The sequence below is a fragment of the Salipiger abyssi genome (assembly GCF_017311415.1).
GTDB lineage: Bacteria > Pseudomonadota > Alphaproteobacteria > Rhodobacterales > Rhodobacteraceae > Salipiger > Salipiger abyssi_A.
Genome location: NZ_JAEKIS010000027.1, coordinates 24,015 through 41,656, shown reverse-complemented (window position 1 = coordinate 41,656; position 17,642 = coordinate 24,015). Strand labels below are relative to the sequence as shown.

At 54.9% G+C, this 17,642-nt stretch carries 16 protein-coding genes; 8 read left to right on the top strand and 8 right to left on the bottom strand.

Features of this window, described 5'->3' with window-relative positions:
* Nucleotides 1-184: 184 nt before the first annotated feature.
* Nucleotides 185-481, bottom strand: coding sequence for a hypothetical protein (locus I6N89_RS22935; protein WP_207020680.1), 297 nt, complete (start codon nt 479-481; stop codon nt 185-187).
* A 221-nt stretch (nt 482-702) separates the two neighbouring features.
* Nucleotides 703-1,131, bottom strand: a complete 429-nt coding sequence (locus I6N89_RS22930; RefSeq protein ID WP_207020679.1) for a hypothetical protein — start codon at nt 1,129-1,131, stop codon at nt 703-705.
* Nucleotides 1,132-1,318: 187 nt separating this feature from the next.
* Between I6N89_RS22930 and I6N89_RS22925 the strand changes: the two genes are divergently transcribed.
* Both I6N89_RS22925 and I6N89_RS22920 read left to right on the top strand, forming a co-directional pair.
* Nucleotides 1,319-1,855, top strand: coding sequence for a hypothetical protein (locus tag I6N89_RS22925; RefSeq protein ID WP_207020678.1), 537 nt, complete (start codon nt 1,319-1,321; stop codon nt 1,853-1,855).
* A 378-nt stretch (nt 1,856-2,233) separates the two neighbouring features.
* Nucleotides 2,234-3,175: a hypothetical protein gene (locus I6N89_RS22920; RefSeq protein ID WP_207020677.1), complete on the top strand. Its 942-nt coding sequence runs from the start codon at nt 2,234-2,236 to the stop codon at nt 3,173-3,175.
* A 94-nt stretch (nt 3,176-3,269) separates the two neighbouring features.
* Here I6N89_RS22920 and I6N89_RS22915 read toward each other — a convergent pair whose 3' ends face one another.
* Together I6N89_RS22915 and I6N89_RS22910 are read right to left on the bottom strand one after the other, a co-directional pair.
* Nucleotides 3,270-3,563, bottom strand: a complete 294-nt coding sequence (locus I6N89_RS22915) for a type II toxin-antitoxin system RelE/ParE family toxin (protein ID WP_207020676.1) — start codon at nt 3,561-3,563, stop codon at nt 3,270-3,272.
* Nucleotides 3,560-3,796, bottom strand: coding sequence for a type II toxin-antitoxin system ParD family antitoxin (locus tag I6N89_RS22910; RefSeq protein ID WP_207020675.1), 237 nt, complete (start codon nt 3,794-3,796; stop codon nt 3,560-3,562). Before I6N89_RS22910 ends, I6N89_RS22915 begins: the two co-directional genes overlap by 4 nt.
* A gap of 533 nt (nt 3,797-4,329) precedes the next feature.
* On the opposite strand from I6N89_RS22910, the gene I6N89_RS22905 reads away from it, so the two are divergent.
* Nucleotides 4,330-5,187: a hypothetical protein gene (locus I6N89_RS22905; RefSeq protein ID WP_207020674.1), complete on the top strand. Its 858-nt coding sequence runs from the start codon at nt 4,330-4,332 to the stop codon at nt 5,185-5,187.
* A 1-nt stretch (nt 5,188) separates the two neighbouring features.
* On the opposite strand, the gene I6N89_RS22900 is transcribed toward I6N89_RS22905, so the two are convergent.
* A complete protein-coding gene (locus tag I6N89_RS22900) occupies nt 5,189-5,749 on the bottom strand; it encodes a hypothetical protein (RefSeq protein ID WP_207020673.1) in 561 nt (186 codons plus the stop codon).
* 464 nt (nt 5,750-6,213) lie between these two features.
* Between I6N89_RS22900 and I6N89_RS22895 the strand changes: the two genes are divergently transcribed.
* On the top strand, nt 6,214-6,843 hold the full coding sequence (locus I6N89_RS22895) for a recombinase family protein (protein WP_207020672.1): 630 nt from the start codon (nt 6,214-6,216) through the stop codon (nt 6,841-6,843).
* 89 nt (nt 6,844-6,932) lie between these two features.
* On the opposite strand, the gene tnpC is transcribed toward I6N89_RS22895, so the two are convergent.
* The 3 genes from tnpC to tnpA all read right to left on the bottom strand — a co-directional run bounded on the left by tnpC (nt 6,933) and on the right by tnpA (nt 9,486).
* Nucleotides 6,933-8,636 (bottom strand): IS66 family transposase, encoded by a 1,704-nt coding sequence (gene tnpC / locus I6N89_RS22890; RefSeq protein ID WP_207020684.1) that lies wholly within the window; start codon nt 8,634-8,636, stop codon nt 6,933-6,935.
* A gap of 62 nt (nt 8,637-8,698) precedes the next feature.
* Nucleotides 8,699-9,052, bottom strand: coding sequence for an IS66 family insertion sequence element accessory protein TnpB (gene tnpB, locus I6N89_RS22885; RefSeq protein ID WP_207020671.1), 354 nt, complete (start codon nt 9,050-9,052; stop codon nt 8,699-8,701).
* Entirely contained in the window at nt 9,049-9,486 is a 438-nt protein-coding gene (tnpA, locus tag I6N89_RS22880; protein WP_207020670.1) for an IS66-like element accessory protein TnpA, read from the bottom strand. The genes tnpB and tnpA overlap by 4 nt, the downstream gene beginning before the upstream one ends.
* A gap of 177 nt (nt 9,487-9,663) precedes the next feature.
* Here tnpA and I6N89_RS22875 point away from each other — a divergent pair, with 177 nt between their 5' ends.
* The 4 genes from I6N89_RS22875 to I6N89_RS22860 all read left to right on the top strand — a co-directional run bounded on the left by I6N89_RS22875 (nt 9,664) and on the right by I6N89_RS22860 (nt 17,637).
* Nucleotides 9,664-11,157 (top strand): hypothetical protein, encoded by a 1,494-nt coding sequence (locus I6N89_RS22875; protein WP_207020669.1) that lies wholly within the window; start codon nt 9,664-9,666, stop codon nt 11,155-11,157.
* A 652-nt stretch (nt 11,158-11,809) separates the two neighbouring features.
* On the top strand, nt 11,810-14,965 hold the full coding sequence (locus tag I6N89_RS22870; RefSeq protein ID WP_207020668.1) for a hypothetical protein: 3,156 nt from the start codon (nt 11,810-11,812) through the stop codon (nt 14,963-14,965).
* 380 nt (nt 14,966-15,345) lie between these two features.
* Nucleotides 15,346-15,852 (top strand): antirestriction protein ArdA, encoded by a 507-nt coding sequence (locus tag I6N89_RS22865; protein WP_207020667.1) that lies wholly within the window; start codon nt 15,346-15,348, stop codon nt 15,850-15,852.
* 81 nt (nt 15,853-15,933) lie between these two features.
* Nucleotides 15,934-17,637, top strand: a complete 1,704-nt coding sequence (locus I6N89_RS22860) for a ParB/RepB/Spo0J family partition protein (protein ID WP_207020666.1) — start codon at nt 15,934-15,936, stop codon at nt 17,635-17,637.
* Nucleotides 17,638-17,642: the final 5 nt, after the last annotated feature.

The following is a 17,642-nucleotide window of genomic DNA, read 5'->3' as shown; positions in this document are numbered from 1 at the left end:
CGCTGGCCCGACGCGGCTGCGCTGTGTGGTGGCTACACCGCATCGGGCCAGCTTACGTCGTGCATGAGGGGGTCATTTTTGGACGCCGATAGGGGGTCATTTTTCGGTGCCGATTGACAGATACTTCCGACGTGACGATAGCGGGCCATTGGAACTCTCCTTTTCTGGCTTTGGGTATTGGGGGTCACAGGAAGCGGGTGACGATGGCCAACCCGCCGAAGATCAAGGCCGTGCCGATAGACGCCCTTGAGATGAAGAACACGAGCGAAGTGCAGATCAGAAACCAGGCCAGGCTGACGAAATCCGCCCAGCCCGCGCCGTAAATCTGATAGGTCGTGCTCTGCACGAAACCGAGGCTGCGCTGATACAGCATCGGTGCGCCGAAAAAGGTCACGACAAGCGCAACCGTATTGGCAAACCCGGTGACGGAGGACATGAAGAGATTGCGCCCCGCCGCCGCGTGGTTCGAGTTTCCAGCCATGTTTAGAGTTCCCTCGTTGGGTGTGGGCTGTGAAGCGATCCGCTGTGAATCGCCTCTGCCCATGTTGTACCCCCGGCTAAGGGGCGCTGCGGGTGATAGGGGGAAATTCGTCCGGCAGGCATGGGCGGAGGGCTTCAACACATAGAAAACACCGCCCGAAGTGGGGCGGTGTTTTTCGTCAGTAAATGCGTTCGTGCGCTGTAGCGGGCGATAACTGCGACTTACTCTGGCGGACGGTTGTTGTTGGCGGCGCGCACGCCCCACAGCATCGCCCGCTCAGGGAAGCGCGCCCGCAGGATCGTCGCCACGATCCGCACCCGCTCCTGCGAGCGCTCCTGCACGCGCGGCGTGACATTCGCGGGACAAGGCGTGCAGCAAAACCGTTCGAACCAATCCTCGATGTAGCGGCGGTCGAACTCTTCCATGTTCAAAAAGACTTCCTCTTTGGAACCATCGGAAATCCAGCCTCGATAATCCTGGTACAGTGCATCCAGATACTCGAGCCAGTTGCCAGGCTCTACGCCGAGCATGTAAGCCAGCGCGCGGACATCCCGCACAAATTCCGGATTGTTCAACTCGTCATCCGTCACGATCTGCGTCACCAGACGCTTGCAATAGCCGTCCAGACGGCAGGCAGGGCATAAGAGCATGATACGTCTCCAAAATACTGAGGTTTTGGTTCAGCGTACGCATGCTCTGTTTATTCGATACCGGATGCCGTGGTAAAACGATCAACGTAAGAAGAGGTCGTCTCATTAAGCGCTCAGGAAGCTGCAAGTGCCTGTATCAAATCAGAAAAACAGACGATATCGAGGGGCTAAGTTTTCGGAATATCGCTTGCAGAAGCTGGTGAGGGCGTTCGCCGAGGACAAGACCGTCAAGCAGGCCGCGCAAGAGACTGGCTTCTCGGAAGTCACCGCACGAAACGTCTTCATGAAGCTGCGAGAGCATCTGTATCGCTACGGATTCATGCGCTTGCCGCCAATACCTGGACGGGCCATGCCAGCACGGATCGTCTTCGCCAAAAAACATCGTGGCGTTCCAGAAAAATACGCACATCTCTACGAAACAGAGTTCCTCCACCGGGTGTACTTCACCAAGAACGGACGCGCCGTGAAGCGCTTCAGCGCGCGCGATCCGAAAGCTATCCCTCGCGTAAAAAAACTACTTGAATACAATAAGGTAACGGAAAAGTATGATGTAATTGAGCAGCTTGAGAGACTCGATCCAGAAACAGGCCAACGAGAGACACGCCCCTTCGATCCAATCGATTTCGAGACCAGCAGCACCATCATCGTCAACGAACTTAACCTGGAGCCATCCGAAGCGTTTTTCCGGTATTTGTGGGGCTTGCTCCTCAAGATTCCGCTCTAATGGCGCCGATTGAGAAGCGCAACTCTTTGATTGAGGCTTCCGTATTGGTATCCATTGATGCAGTAATGAGAGTTTGTATACCGTGAAGGTTTCCGGCTACATTTACATACAAACCGCGAGAACCAAATGCCAACAGAGAACTTTCAAAGCTTTATTTTGCGACACCGGTTTAAACCTCGCGACCTATTTCCTTCACCTGGTTACGGGGCTCCTCGACAACACTATGACCTAATCAGGAAATTTCCCGAGCGACACAGATCGCAATGGCCTCTAGGGGAAAAAGGTGTTGTCGAAATTGGACGAGCATTCGCCCTTGCTGAATATATGTCACATTGCGAGACGGATGAGCCGGAAGGGTTTTCTAGATACGTTTCCAGCATGAGAGAGGATACTTGGATTTTCGCTCTGCGGTTCACTCCTTATTATAAAATAGATACCGCATTAAACAATTTAGAGGTTGTACGTGCCGCCATGATCGAAGCCGTGTTGGCACTCAACGCTGCAAAGGCAGGCATGGAAACAGCCGCCGAGCTTGAAGGATTCAAAACAGATGCCTATGCTCGCGAAAGATCCAGAGCAACTTCAAATTTGCTAAATTTCTCTGCACTTTACGCTTCATATGTTGATGTATGTCGTCGCATCCGCGGATATGCAAAATTGAAGGATGACGCCCCATACCGTCGCGCCCTTTCGCGCTTGATTGGGGGAAACTCCGGAGGACACGAATTCATCAAAGGATTTAGGAACTTTATCCTTCACCATCATTTGCTAGAACCAGAGGTGAAAATAACGTACAGCCAGACGCGGTCAACAAAGTTGTACCTTGACTCAAATGCACTTCTATACTCGGGTTTTAAGTGGACCACCAAAGCTCGCCACTTCATTCAGAAAGATGTAGAGCTTGATGTAACAGATGCGGTGAATGCGGTTATAAGGGATGTCAAGAGGTTAATAATGTTTCATAGAAAAATGATAGAGGCGAGACTTCCGGAAGAAAAGCGCGCATACGAAATATACACATACGAGAGGGAGAGACTCAGGCATCTTCAGAGCGTAGCATCGGATATCGGGGCAGCATTTTTCAAGCGCTCTACGCCAATAGTTTCACGGCTGATTGACAGCAAGACTATTGAGAATGTTTTAAACAGTCTATTATCGGATGAAGAGGTAAGGCTAGTTTTGTGCGCCTTAGCAAATAAGCACAAAAACCTACCACCTATAACGCAAAACTCCGTCGCAACCGGGGTCGACAGGCTGCTCAAGAGTCGAATTAAGTACAAAAATACCGGAGCATATCTTCAAGGGAGACCCTTCAAATAAAGAAAGGAATCTGGGTGCGGGAACCTTGCAGCGCGTTCGTTTTTTTCGTCCATAATTAAGCGCTATTCAGGAAGTTTTTTTACGCAAAGCCGCTCTACAGCGGTGCATCCATCCAGTCCTCGCTATGGTGGCGGACACGGAGGATAAGGACACCGCTGTCTTCCTCGACGTAGACGATCAGATGACTTTCATAGCGGAAGATACGAACGGGCGGATCGATGTCGTATCGTTGGGCGGCAAGCTGCGGCATCGCGGCAAGCCGACGAAAGCTACTATCTAACCCCTCAAGATATTTCCGCCGTTGCACAGCGCCCCAAGTGTCCTGCGTGTAGCGGGCGATGCTGCGCAGATCGGAGGCTGCTTTACGGCTGACACGATACTTGCTCACACACCCTCATCAAATTCTCGTTGCAACGCGCCCATGTCGAAACCCTCTACGATACCGCTCTCCAGCGCTTCGGTGACAAGCCTTTGCATCGACGCAACCTTGGCCGAGCGGTCCTGGTCCTTGCGGATGAGGTCGCGCACATAGTCGCTGGCGTTGGTGTAGCGCCCGCCCCGAGCCTGCGCCTCCACCCATTCTTTCATGGGGTCGGGCAGGGATACATTCATTGTTGCCATGGCGAAATCTCCTTTCCTTCATCATCGCACGCCTTGGCAAATTTTGTCAATTATTGGCTGTTTTTTGGCATGATCTCCGCGCGGCAGGCTCGGGCTCATCGACCCCACATCCAAAACCACACAAAAAAGGCGGTCCGCCGAAGCGATCCGCCAGTATTGTGGATAATACAGGGACTCTAAAAGGGTAGAGTCCATACCGAAGCATAGCATGCAACAGCTTAATAAGGCGTAAATCTGAAGAGCAATACCGCTTCGGTTGCATACAGGGCCGATTTTAGAGCAAAATGATTAATATGAGAGCTGCGAATATTGTGCCTACAGCAAGTCAAAGCGGCATCGCAAAAGTAAAGGCGCAGCAATTGAAGCACACATCCTATAGTTGAATTTAGAGGGTTTAAGAATTCACTCAACTATTACTTCAAATTTTACATATATTTATAATTTTATTAAGACTTCTCCATTACCATAAGTCCATAAAAGCCTCATAAGGGGCAAAAATACACCGCCAAAAATGCAGGTGTGGGGACAGTAACATGGCACATTTAATGCCGGAATTTAACAGGGAGAGTCCCAAGGGGATGAATCGCGCAGTGTTCCAAGCTGTCGTGGACGCGCCTATGGGAAATATCGGAGTAGAGACAAGCTTGTCCCTGCCGCTTGATCCGCGTAGCGATATCGAACGCCGGATGGACGGCGTGACAGATTCCTTGAACAGCAGGGCACTGCTCGATGACGAGGCGTTCAAGCGCAGCGTCCAAATCCTCATGCAAAGCTCGGGTCTACCGTTCACCGCCGTTCTTGCAGGTCTCATGGCACGTTCCGGCGCAGAAGCAACGATGCAAGCCACCGACGAAGCGCAGAAGAAGGCGCAGGAACAGAGTGATGACGTTCTATTCCTCGAGCTACTCGATCGTCTTAATGAGGAGATAGAGGTTATTCGTGGTGAGATCGATGTATTGAACAAACAGATTGCGGCAATCGACGAACTGTTACAGGTTCTTGCAGAACAGGGGGATCTTGATCCAACAAACCCACAACATCAACGATTACTGCAGGCGGCAGGTGTTCCGGTTGATGACTGGGGAATCGTAAACGAAGACTATTTGAACGAACTGCGTGAAGACCGCGTTACCGAAAAAACGCGTAAAGAAGCGCGATTGGATGACTTAAATAGACTCCATGACGACGCTCAGCGAGAAATGGCAGAAGGAACTCTCACTTCTGAGAAGAGACAGGAATATTTGGATAGAGCTGATAGTTACGGCGTGTCAGTAACGAAAAGTTCTTATCAGGAGAAAGGTACGTCTCTTGCCGCTGACGGGGTTGAAAAATCAGTAGATGCCGAAATCGCCAGATCGAGTGTTGAGTTTAATCAGTTAAGCGCATTCTAGTTTAGTTGGGCGTAGCAGCAGGTATGTCTAGGGATGCTAGACCTCTAGACGCCAGATAGTCTTCAATTACGCTGTCAAGTTTTCTGTAAGCATCTGCTGCGGTCATGTTACCTTCAAGATAATCACTCCCCATGCCAATGACGGCTGATGTTGTAGTGAATGATTCACTGTATCCGTAGCAAACAAGCGATGGAACATTTGCATTGTCCAGTTTTCTTTTGAATAAGCCTCCCAGATATTCAGGGGTAATTACGTTTCCTGAACTGGCCTCTTTGCCAAGCAAGTCATCTGCAACGACAACAAGCACTCCGACCCCGCCGCGCTCAGCAAAGTCACCAACGAGTACAACCATATCAGCTGTTTGGGTGCTACTCAAAGAGGAATAATCGTCTGAACGAAATGTTGCATTGGTTGGAAGCACATCTTGCGAATAGACGCAATCACTACCTTTTGCGAACGGTTGAGCTGCTTGGGCGTCATTCGCCGCGAAGAGCCCACCAACAGCCATAGCCGCGCCCGCGACTGCGCCGAATATCTTGTTTGTTTTCGTCATCTGTCTCATGTGTGTCCTCGCAATTCCTTTTGCGTTCGACACACCCTCATCGTATCGCTTGTTATTCTTTTTCGATACGCAGTGAACTATATTATAAACTGAAAATATATGCAAACATTTTGAAATATAATTATTTGTCAATCCATTTTTTGTGCATTTCTGTGCATCAATAATGGCATATCGAAACGCATCGCTACGTTTTAGGATGGATACACCCCAAATAACCGAAGTTTTCCGTGGATAGAATGCCGCGACTCGATGTGCGATATTGCCCGGAATGCCTGCACATGATGCAATCAAAACCGATCGGTTTTGACTATGAACAGAATATGGAAAGACATCGCGCAAAGGTCAAGCGCAGCAACGGAAGATCAACGTGTTACGCGACAGCGTGAACGGGGGAGCATCCTTGGGACACGACCAGCAGAAGGGATGGGTTTTGCCAGCCCCAAATGCACGGAAAGGGCGAGATTATGAACCTGTGGCCAGCTCCCATCGATCCCGGCAGCTACAAGGGGCGTTTGATCGGCTATGCGCGGGTCAGCACGGAGGACCAGCGCCTCGACATGCAGCTCGACGCCTTGCAACGCGCGGGGTGCGAGCAGGTGTTCTATGATCATGGTGTCTCCGGCGCACACACCGCTCGGCCAGGCCTGGATGAGATGCTCGAGTATCTTGCGAGCGGTGACATGCTCGTCGTCTACAAGCTGGACCGTCTGGGGCGATCATCCTTCCACTTGGCTGACCTTCTGACGCGCTTCTCCAATCTCGACGTGCAGTTCCACTCGCTGACAGAAGGGATCAACACGACCAGCTTCGGCGGGCGGCTTGTCTATCACGTCTTCGCGGCTGTGGCCGAGTTTCACCGCGATCTTATCCGCGAGAATACCATGAACGGCCTACGGGCTGCGCGAGAACGCGGCTCGGCGATTGGCAGGCCGCGCAAGCTGACCGAGGCCAAGATCATCGAAGCGCACCGCTACATCCATCAGGACGGTAAGACTTACGCGCAAGCGGCACAGCGCTTCGACGTATCGGAGAGCACGCTTTCGCGGGCGATAAAACGTAAGCGAGGTTTTGAGGCCATTGCTCAGGGGACTTGACGCTGTCGCCGGTCGTCCTCCCCGGAAGGCTTAGACTGCAATGAAGTTTGCAATATTTGGTGCAGTCTTGGGTTTGTCGGAGTGCAGCCTCAGCCCGCGGCGAGGGGCCTGAAGTTCCACGGCATCAGTTCGTCGATCCGCGACTGCGGGTGCCCCTTCGCGATGGCCTCCAGCGTGGCCTTCATCCAGGCGAATGGTTCGACGCCGTTCAACTTGCAGGTGGCGATGACCGAGGCCGCGCAGGCCCAATGACGCCCGCCCTCATCATGACCCGCAAAAAGGCTGTTCTTGCGCTGGAGGGCAATCGGGCGGATCGAATTTTCGACCGGGTTCGAGTCCATCTCGATGCGGCCATCGTCCAGGAAGCGCACCAGCCCGTCCCAGTGCTTCAGGACGTAGCGCAGCGCCTTGCCCATGCGGGACTTCGGCGAGAGGCGCGCCGCCTGCTCGCGCACCCAGGCGCTAAGGTCGGCGACCAGCGGAGCGGAACGTTCGCGTCGGAGGGCCAGGCGCTCTTCGGCGGAACGGCCGTGGATCTCTTTCTCGATGGCGTAGAGCCGGGCGATCCGCGCCAAAGCCTCGGCTGCGATCGGCGAGCCTGTCTTGGGCGTGGCCTTGATCAGCTCCCTGCGCGCATGCGCCCAGCAGTAGGCCAGCGTGATCGGCTTGCCGCCCGTCCGCGCCGCCTTCGTCAGCCGGTTGTAGCCTGCGTATCCGTCGACTTGCAGCACCCCATCGAAGCCCTTGAGGATTTCCTCGGCATGGGTGCCGCCCCGACCGGGCGCATAAGTGAACACGGTGATCGCCGGTCCCGGCCCGGACCATCGTCGATCATCACGTGTCAGGGCCCAGATGAACCCCGTTTTGGTCCGGCCGCGACCCGGATCCAGCACCGGCGCAGTCGTTTCGTCCATGAAGAGCTTGGTCGAGCGCTTCAGGTGCTCCATCATCCGCCGGACGATCGCATCGAGGTGGAACGCCGCCCGCCCCACCCAGTCGGCCAGCGTCGAGCGGTCGATCACCACGCCGGAGCGGGCGAGGATCTGCGAGAGCCGGTAGAGCGGCAGCGCGTCGGCATATTTCGAGACCAGGAGCCAGGCGATGAACGCTTCGGTGGGCAGCCCACCCTCGATCAGCCAGGCGGGCGGCGGCGCCTGGACGATGCCCGCGCGCCCCTTCGGGCAGGCGTAGCGCGGGCGGACGGTCTCGATCACCCGCAGCTGGGCGGGAACGATATCGAGACGTTCCGAGCGGTCCTCGCCGATCTGCACCATCTGGCCGCAGCCGCACGGACAGATCAGGCTGTCGGGCTCGATCCGTTTCTCGATCCGCGGCAGATCCTTCGGCAGTGAACGACGGACGGGGGCCTCTTCCTTCGTCGGCCGCCCGCGGCGCTTGCCGGTCGCAGGCGCCTCTTCGGCTTCCGCGCCGGGCGCGTCCTTTTCCCTGTGCTTCTCCTTCACCGCGGCGACGGCCTGTTCGAGATCCTCGAAGCACAGCTGAAGCTGGTCGGGGTCGAGCTTCTCCGAGCTGGGCGCGAACCGGGCGAGGCGGAGCTGCCGGAGCAGCGGCGCCAGATCTTCCAGAAGCTCCTTCATCCGGGTGTTCTCGGCGGCCATGACCGCCTTTTCCGCCGCCGTCCTCGCAGCACAGGCCTGCAACGCGGCATGCTCGCTTTCCAGATGCTGGCGGTGCGCCCGCTCGGCGGAAAGGGCGAAGGCCTGCGCCTCGAGCACCGCCCGAACCTCGGGAGGCAGGCGGTCCAGGAGCGCAGGATCGAGCGGCGGCGTCATGCCCATGAGTCTATCGCACCGCCCGGAAATCGCAACAAAATAAAGCCAAAGCAATAGGTTGCTTAGGCGGCTGCCCCCGGCTGCACCACCTGTCGTGCGTCCAGGCGCTGCCACTGGAGCCCGTCGAACAAAGCTTCGAACTGAGCTCGGGAAATCCGCGCCACGCCCTCCTGAACCCGCGGCCAGGAGAAGCAACTCGACTCGAGCCGCTTGTAGACGAGCACAAGTCCGCTGCCGTCCCAGACCAGGATCTTCGCCCGGTCCTTCCGCTTCGAACGGAACACCACCATCAGCCCCGAGTGCGGGTCGAGTCCGAGCCGCGTCTGGACAATCGCCGCCAGCGCATCATGACCGCAGCGAAAGTCCACCGGCTGCGTCGCGATCACGATGGCGAGCCGTTGTGCCGGCACGATCATCGCGGCGAGGCCTCCGCCAATGCCCGCACCAGCGCCGACAGTCGCGCGACCGGAACGTCGGCCGGAAGCCGGACCACGACCGCGCCCACCACCACCTCGATCGGCATCTCCATCCGGCTGCCGGCTACGGAAGGCACCGTCGGCGCCTCGGCTGGCGCGGCATCCTCCTCGACGACCAGCGGAACGAAATCCGGCCCGGAAAGCCCGAAGCTCTCCCACGGCAGCGCGAGATGTCCGTCCTTCGCCATCCGCCGCCACGTCGTCAGTTGCGAGGGCAGCACCCCGTTCCGTCGCGCTACTTCCCCTACCCGGACCCCAGGCACAAAACTCTCCGCCACGATCCGCGCCTTGACCTCGTCCGGCCACTGGCGCCGCCCCGTCGGACCCGAGATCACAGAATACCGCAGCGCGCCGCCGTCTCCACCATCCGCCATCGCAAACCTCCATCATGGAAAATGCGATCAGCGTGCTCCCCGCTCGCCCTCGACGGAACACCCGAACCCAATGGGGACAAAATCTCGCTTACGATAAAACGGCTGGAGTTGGAAGAGTTGGTATGAGTTTTAGAAGATTTTAACGGAATTTTGTTATCCTTCCGTTTGGGGTATTTTATGTCATTAAAGGTTTGCATTGCGCCGCAAGCGGCAAAGGATTTTGAGGGGCTTCCGGCAGCAAACAAGGTGCGGGTTGCCGTGGCCTTGCTGTCGATGATGGAAGAAGGGTTCGCCAAGATCGGCCCGAAAATGCTCCGTTGGAGCGCTGAGAACCGTTTTACGCTATACCTGAGCCGCCGCCCCAACCATTTCGATTTACAGCGTGGAAGCGAAATTCACGGCGTATTCGATGAGCGTTTCCCCGGCTCTGTCTTCATCACGCACGTAAAAATGATACAGCGCAAGGTCAAGATTACGTCGGTTAAACCGCATGTAACTTCGCTCACATCACGCAAAGAGAAGGACGTGCATGCCGATTTTCTGGAGAGGTGTGAAGAAATATCACGGGATTGGCTTCAGGAAGTCTTTGACGACCCGTTTAACAAAAGGGCATTGGCGGATCTGAGCAAGCCGGATACCGACATTCCGTTGACGAGACCCATGTACATAATGGGGGCATTCTATAATTCCGTCGATCAAATCCATCTGGACGCCGCGGCGAGAAAAAAGCACGGGATCGGCCCTGGCTGTGCCTTTCTACAAGGCGAATGCGGCGTGAGCCGTATCGAGATCGATGAAACCGTTCCGGATGGCCGAGACATCCTCGCTCGACGGTTGACCTTGCTGGAAAAGCAAGAGGGGGTACTGCTTGGCGTGTCCTTGGTCGATCCGCTTGACCCGCTATCGCTGGCGCAACGTGATCTGGTCCGCTCAGCGATGTTTACAGCCAAGCTACAGTTTCCGGAGACCGACATCGAAGTCATTGAGGTAATCGTGCGGAACTCAGAAGGCGTAGCTATCCACTCTTCGGCAAGGGCCTTTCTGGAGCATGAGGGCTTGCTTCCCCGGCGGAGCGAACAGGCAAAGCATGCAACATTCACCGCATTTTTCAGGAAAGCCCGCTCAGAAAGGTCGGGCAGCCAACGTGCTTTTCCGTTCAGATCGGAGCAGAGATGGTTCGATATTGATATCTTCGAAAACTGCGGTGATGAAACGAAAGGCTATATGGTTGACGCGCAATTTCAGGTCAACTGTTTGCGAGGCATTGGCACAATCCTACGCGCTGCGGGGCTGGCATCGCGGGACAGCGCGATGATCGAAGTTCGCGACCTGAGCCATCTCCCCAAAGATCAGTTTTGGGAAATCATACAGGAGCTCTCGGGATATGGTGCTTTGGTGATTGCACCTGCCGCCGCCTCCCAAGAAGATGTCGAGTTACTCCTGAAAGAATGTGCGAACGCCATGCTTTCCGGCTGGCTTCCTTTCTCGGCGATCATTCTGCACGGCGACGTGGCAGAACATCAAGTGGTCGTGCCGCAGGGCCTCAAAGAGGACGGGCCGATCAACGTGAATTTTCGCGAATCCCCTGGAAAGGTGTTTGACGCCATCAAAACCGCATACGATGTGAATCCGTTTTTGTCAGTACAATGCTCGGGACACATCTCCGCTTGAAGGCATGAAGGTGTCTCTCGGTGGCTGTCGATCATGCGCTCCCCTGCGCATCGTATGACATTTCCTCGAATGTAGCACGGCGCCTACGGTCAGGTCTTCTCAGATAAGAGCTTGCGCAAGATGTGCGCTGTAACACAGCGCATCTTGGCTGCGGGCGGCTACGCCGTCCTCGGCAAGGAGGGCGTGCCGCCCTCCGTTGCATCCTCCCTGAATGCGACATTCTTAAGAAAATGATCCGATATTTGAGCATTGCGCCAATGCTGAGAGTAAAAAGCTTCACTCTGCTACGCATCTGCTACATCATCGCGTTGGCTGTACTTTTCATGCCTGCGATTCTTGCGCCTTGCCGAGGTGAACATTTTGGAAAGGAGAATTATAAGCGCCAGAGCGGCCAATGAGGGAGGAAGAAAAACCACCGTCGCTATTGTGAAGATTGAGTATCCGTCAAGTATTTCGTATATACCGAGGAAAAATTCTGGGTGACATTCATATTTCCGAAAACTGTCATGGTCGTACACACAAAAGTAATGAGAAAATAATTTGGCCAAACTTAACGCAAACATTGGACTCAAAAGCACAAAAAGGTACAGAAAAGAAATAAATCTAAAGACTTTCTTGATCATGTGCAAGCAACCAGCGGGTAGTAAAAATTATGCCTGAAAATATGCCGATATTCTATCACCCATATCTGACGGCGTCAAATATTATCGACTTAGTGCACTTGGCTGGCGCTGCATATGAAAACGCCTACAGCGGTGAAGTTTCAGGATGGGATTCGATTACTACAGAGCTGCTTAGCTACGGATTGCCCGAAGTCTACATCCCAGGGCACTATGCTGGGCTAGATAGCTACTATGCCGAGACAAATGAGGATGCTGACGGATTTACAGCTGTAGCGCGCGCTACAGTTTATCTAAACAACGATGAAAATGCAATCGTAGTAGCTTTCAGGGGAACCGAAGATGAAAGCTATGATTTCCTTGATTGGGTCGAAATTGAAAGGCACGCGAACGCATTTTCGCCCCTGATAGATGCAGTGAAAGAATACGCCCTGAAGAATGGCGTGTCTAAAATTTGGCTCACTGGACATAGCTTAGGAGGTGGAGCTGCGGAGATAATAATCGGGGAGAATGAAGGCGATGAACTGAATGGTTTGTCATTCAGCGCTCTGACAATCGCCTCACCCATTGCTGGATACGATGAAAAAGATGACCGCGTTTTGAATTTTGGGCATGAAAGCGATGTGGTTTACGGCGCGTGGCGGGCTGATTTTAAGGGCGATAATTCTGTATCAAATGTTTACATCGCATTCGATGACAGTGATTGGTGGAAGGATGGCTATCTGAACCTTCTCGACTACAAGCGGCAGCACGACATCAGTTGGGCGTACCCGCATAGCACCGAGACAATTCTAAATAGTCAATTTTATGAAGAAATAAGCCGCGGAACAAAGGTTATCGTTTCTGCGACGAATGACTACATGAATATTTTTGAGCTTGCCAGGGAGTTTATTGGAAGTAAGTCAGCAGTTATTCTTGGGCTGGATCAAGTGGAAATCAATGTTTTCAATTCAGGGTCTCTGCTTTCACCAAACGATATTCTGATTGGTGGTGGAGCGAATGATACTCTTGAAGGGTTTTCTGGAAATGATATTTTTATAGGGGATGCAGCGCTATTTGGAGGTGGTGGCGACGACGTTTATGCGGGAGGCGCTGGAGCGGACGTTTTCGTCGGTACACTGTTGGAACTGGACGGTGATCGGGTTGTCGATCTTGACGCCTCTGACAGGTTTTTCGTTGAAAACGTATCGCTTTCACAAAGTGAAGTCAGTGTTTCTGAGGGGCTGCTAAACATTAGATATGGCGATGCGAATTTTCACATTTACTTAGATGTGCCAGATGAATATTATCCGGTGACGTCCCCAGGAGTGGACTTGAATGGTGAGGCGGGAACTTGGATCACCTTTTCCAAGCCAAGTCATGTATTAAGCGCATCAGGCTCTATAAGCAGCGTGGACGTCAGCATATTTCAAGGGCCGTCCTACCGTGATAGGGAGGAAGCTGAATCGCTGCCTATCCTTAATACCTCCGTTGCCGCCGGGGGGGGATATGCTTATTCATCAGTTAACTTCTTCACTGGAAGTATCAGCGTAGACTTGCAATCTTCAGAGTGGTTGCCGCAAGGCGTGATGGCTAGATCTCATGCTATGGCATTTTTTGGAGACGTTCTATTTTTCGAGAACCCAAATTTAGAAGAAGGGGAAATTTGGAGTGTTACTGTCACGTATGATTCCCATTTCAACTACGAGGCATATCCAGGCCTTAGTCGTGTAATCGCGTCGTTTGGGTCCGCGAGATTCTCTACAGGTCTTCATCAGGGACTATATGCATATCAGGACTTCTTCGGAACTCGTGTCTCTTATAGAGATATAAGTGGAAACGGCCTCACTGATGAGGCGGAGGTCGGTATTTATACTCTTGAATACCAGTTTGATGAGCCTTTTGAGGAAGTCGATGTCTCCTTGGAGGCAAGTCTTTACGCCTGGAACGTCTTAGAGGAGCGTATGTCAATCCAAGCGGGGGCGACAATTTCCATCAGCGGATTACCAGTTGGGGCTAGCTTTACATCCGCATCAGGTTACTTCCTATACGCTGGGCTTCCTCACGCAGAGTTTGATACCTATTCAATACCCAAGGTTCTTGCTTTGGATGAGCAATCGATCGAGGAGGCCGGAACGCTTGAAGGAGGTCCTTATAACAGCAGCCTTCAAGGATCATCTGGAAACGACGTTATGACCGACTTGGGTGGAAATAACGAACTCGACGGCGGTGGCGGGAGCGATCTTCTTCAAACTGGAGAGGGGAACGACGTTCAATATGGCGGCGACGGAAATGATACCCTTAATGGTGGTGGCGGAGACGACCATCTCTTAGGGGGGGATGACGACGACGAGATTAGTGCTGGATCGGGAAGCGACTATTCAAATGGAGGTAGCGGAAGTGACCAGATATATTACGAACAAGGTGCTGATTTAATTATTGGCGGACAGGGTGGAGATTCTGTTACACTTTCTGGCTCAGATCTGCACGGTTCGGGAATTTATGCGTTGAATGTGAGCTCAGATATTCAGGTTGGAACTGGCGTCAGTATACCTCTAGAAGGCTTGGTAAAAAATGAAGCAATAGTTGATGGCGGGGTCGATTTTGACATCATTCTACTTGGCGACACCAATGATGCGTTTTTCTTGCATGATGCTTACTCGAGCTTTCATGGATCAGTCTTGCTTGAGGCAGATTACGCGGGAAACCAAAGCGCTGCCCGATTTTCGGAAATTGAAGCTATTTATGCCATGAGTGGGAATGATATCATTGACCTAACGAGCCCGGATTACAGCCTGAAAGGTGACAGAATTTTAATAAACGGCGGCGCTGGCGATGACGTAATTTGGGGATCTGACGCCGACGAGACAATTCTAGGTGGAGATGGCTCGGACACCATATTTGGAGGCGTCGGTGATGACGTTTTGACAGGCGGATTGGGCGCTGATGTCTTTGAGTTTACATGCACATCAACGAATAGCACGATCACGGACTTCAGCGTCAGTGAGGGCGATATGTTGATTTTCTACAATTCCGAAGGGGTGACATTCGATCCAGATAGTGCTCAGGTGACCCAGAACGCATTTCTCATTTCTTACACGGAAGCCTCTACGGGTAATGTTCATGAAATATTAGTTGAGCACGATATTTCTACGTATGATTATGTTCACGTGAACGCCGATATCCTGAATTATTTTCAGGTTATTTAGGTGTCTCCGCCTGCGGCGGACCGGGTGCTCGTGAACCGAGCCAGTCTGCGCCTGTCTCGGCCATCCGGCGTCGCCCCCTGACGCACCTGCTGCCGCAGGCGTCTCCGTTGGGCCGCGGGCGGCCCGTGCTTGGGGCTTCGCCCCTGGCGCACTTCAGCAAAAACAGATCGAACAGACGCTTGCTTTGACGGTTTCCCGGCTCAGGGATCGCGCATCTTTTTCCGAAAACCGGTTCCCACTTTTCGGGATGCGCTCCCGCCGTGATCCTCCGCCAAAGACAGAGCCTCTTTCGCCGGTTTTTCCTTCCGTTTGCACCCCCACTCTCGGCGAGGGCCAAGGGTTGCAAGCGCAACCCCTTACCCATTGAGAGGAAACAGGAAATGACCGTTACATTACACGCCCAACCTTACGACATCACCGCCACAGGCTTCTATTTCGAGACCGCCGAGGACTTCACCACCAAATCCCGCGCCCTGCGCAACGATTACGGCGAGCCGGTCGAGGAATTCGAGATTCAATTCATCGATGGTGACGCCATCGATTGTGCCCTCGCCAGCGCCTTCGGCCTGCATCAGGGCAATATCGCCCAGTATCTCGAGGCCGTGGAGGCATGGGACACCCATGGCAAGCGCGTGGCGATCCTCGCGCTGCGCGACTGCGGGTTCGACCTCACCCCCGATCTACACCCCGACGAGTTCGACATCGACATCTACGAGCTGAACAGCCTGCGCGAGCTTGCCGAGCTGTTCGTCGAGGACGGGTTTTTCGGGGAACTGCGCGAGCAGCTTCAGGTCTATGTTGATTACGACGCCATCGCCCGTGATCTCGGCATGGATTACGCCGAGGCGACCATTGCCGGAACCCCTCTGGTCTACCGCTGCGGATGAGGAGCGCAGCCCCAAGCCTCTCGCCGCTGAGGGGCTTCAGGGTGCGCTTTTGCACCGCCAACAGAGGAAAGGACCAAAACCATGCACCTCAATCATATCGATATCAATGACTTGACCGTCTCCCCGCAGAACGTGCGCAAATACGGCGCGACCGATTGCGCCGATCTCGTGACCTCCATCCGCGCCCTCGGGGTGCTGCAACCCTTGCTCGTGCGCCCGAGCGGCGCGGGCTTCGAGGTGGTCGCCGGACAGCGGCGGCTCAACGCCTGCCGGATCATTGCAGAGGATTGCGGGATCGACCCGCTGCCCTGCCTGATCATGGAAGCGGGCGACGATGCTGCCGCCATCGAGGCATCACTTGCCGAGAATATCGAGCGTCTGCCCATGGACGAGATCGACCAGTACAAGGCCTTCGCCGCGCTGGTCAAACAAGGCCGCAGCGCCGAGGAGATCGCAGCCCGTTTCGGCATCACGGAGCGCATGGTGGCGCAGCGGCTGGCGCTCGGGCGGCTGCACCCGCCGATCCTCACCGCCTATCGTAAGGGCGAGCTGCACGCCCGCGATCTGCGCAGCCTGACTTTGGCGAGCCCGAAACAGCAAAAGGCGTGGTGGGCGCTGGTGAAGGACGAGGACGCTTATGCGCCCACAGGTCAGCGGCTCAAGGACTGGCTGTTTGGCGGGGCGCATATCCCCGTCTCCAATGCGCGGTTCGATGTGGAGGCCTCCGGCCTTGCCATCGTTGCCGACCTCTTCGGAGAGGAGAGCTATTTTGCCAACAGCGAAGCGTTCTGGGCATTGCAGAACGCGGCGATTGCCGAGCTGGCGGAGCGGCATCGCGCCAAGGGCTGGGCGGAGGTTGCCGTACTGGAGATCGGCGAGCCGTTCTATACGTGGGATCATATCGTTACCGCCAAGGAGGACGGCGGCAAGCTGTTTGTCACCTGCACCCAGCAGGGAGAGGTCGCTGTGCATGAGGGCTATCTCACCCAAACCGAGGCGAAGAGACGTGCCAAGGCAGAGGCGGGCGAGACCGTCGCCGCCAAGCCGGAACTGACCAAACCCGCGCAGAATTACTTTGCGCTGCACCGCCATGCCGCCGTGCGCAACGATCTCCTGACCCGTCCCGACATCGGGCTGCGGCTGATCGTGGTGCATATGCTGACGGGATCGGCACTCTGGACGGTGCATCGGGACGCGCAACGTGCCGCCAAGCCGGAGATCGCGGAGAGCCTTGCCGAGAACAAGGCGCAGCAGGCGTTCGAGACGGAACGCGCGGAGATGATCAAACTTCTGGGCTTGGAAACCGAGAGGGTTCTCCCCGCCGATGACGAGTGGTGGCATGCCCGCCCCGATGCGGCGCAGCTTCTGGCGCATCTCATGACGCTGGACGATGCCGAGATCACCCGCATCCTGACCCTCCTCATGGCGGAAAGCCTCGCAGCCGGATCGCAGATGGTTGAGCATCTTGCAGACCAGCTCGGCACGGATATGGGCGCGGTCTGGTCGCCGGACGAGACCTTCCTCACGCTGATCCGCGACAAGCAGGCGCTGAGCGGCATGGTCGCGGAACTGGCCGGAGACATGGCGGCGAAGGAACATCTCACCGCAACCGCCAAGACCCAGAAATTGGTGATCCGCGCCTGTCTCGACGGGACACGCAAGCCGAAGGTTGCCCACTGGCTGCCGCGCTATATGGCCGTGCCGATGGCCGGATATACCGAGCGCAGCGGGTTTCCCGAGCGGGCGGAGCAGGAAGCACCCGAGATCGCCATCGCGGCGGAATAGCGGCC

Excerpts from the sequence above, each read along its gene's own strand:
- I6N89_RS22935 (WP_207020680.1), bottom strand. The coding sequence starts at position 481 with ATGGCTGGAAACTCGAACCACGCGGCGGCGGGGCGCAATCTCTTCATG.
- I6N89_RS22930 (WP_207020679.1), bottom strand. The coding sequence starts at position 1,131 with ATGCTCTTATGCCCTGCCTGCCGTCTGGACGGCTATTGCAAGCGTCTG.
- I6N89_RS22920 (WP_207020677.1), top strand. The coding sequence starts at position 2,234 with ATGAGAGAGGATACTTGGATTTTCGCTCTGCGGTTCACTCCTTATTAT.
- I6N89_RS22910 (WP_207020675.1), bottom strand. The coding sequence starts at position 3,796 with ATGGCAACAATGAATGTATCCCTGCCCGACCCCATGAAAGAATGGGTG.
- I6N89_RS22905 (WP_207020674.1), top strand. The coding sequence starts at position 4,330 with ATGGCACATTTAATGCCGGAATTTAACAGGGAGAGTCCCAAGGGGATG.
- I6N89_RS22900 (WP_207020673.1), bottom strand. The coding sequence starts at position 5,749 with ATGAGACAGATGACGAAAACAAACAAGATATTCGGCGCAGTCGCGGGC.
- I6N89_RS22895 (WP_207020672.1), top strand. The coding sequence starts at position 6,214 with ATGAACCTGTGGCCAGCTCCCATCGATCCCGGCAGCTACAAGGGGCGT.
- tnpC (WP_207020684.1), bottom strand. The coding sequence starts at position 8,636 with ATGACGCCGCCGCTCGATCCTGCGCTCCTGGACCGCCTGCCTCCCGAG.
- tnpB (WP_207020671.1), bottom strand. The coding sequence starts at position 9,052 with ATGATCGTGCCGGCACAACGGCTCGCCATCGTGATCGCGACGCAGCCG.
- tnpA (WP_207020670.1), bottom strand. The coding sequence starts at position 9,486 with ATGGCGGATGGTGGAGACGGCGGCGCGCTGCGGTATTCTGTGATCTCG.
- I6N89_RS22875 (WP_207020669.1), top strand. The coding sequence starts at position 9,664 with ATGTCATTAAAGGTTTGCATTGCGCCGCAAGCGGCAAAGGATTTTGAG.
- I6N89_RS22870 (WP_207020668.1), top strand. The coding sequence starts at position 11,810 with ATGCCTGAAAATATGCCGATATTCTATCACCCATATCTGACGGCGTCA.
- I6N89_RS22865 (WP_207020667.1), top strand. The coding sequence starts at position 15,346 with ATGACCGTTACATTACACGCCCAACCTTACGACATCACCGCCACAGGC.
- I6N89_RS22860 (WP_207020666.1), top strand. The coding sequence starts at position 15,934 with ATGCACCTCAATCATATCGATATCAATGACTTGACCGTCTCCCCGCAG.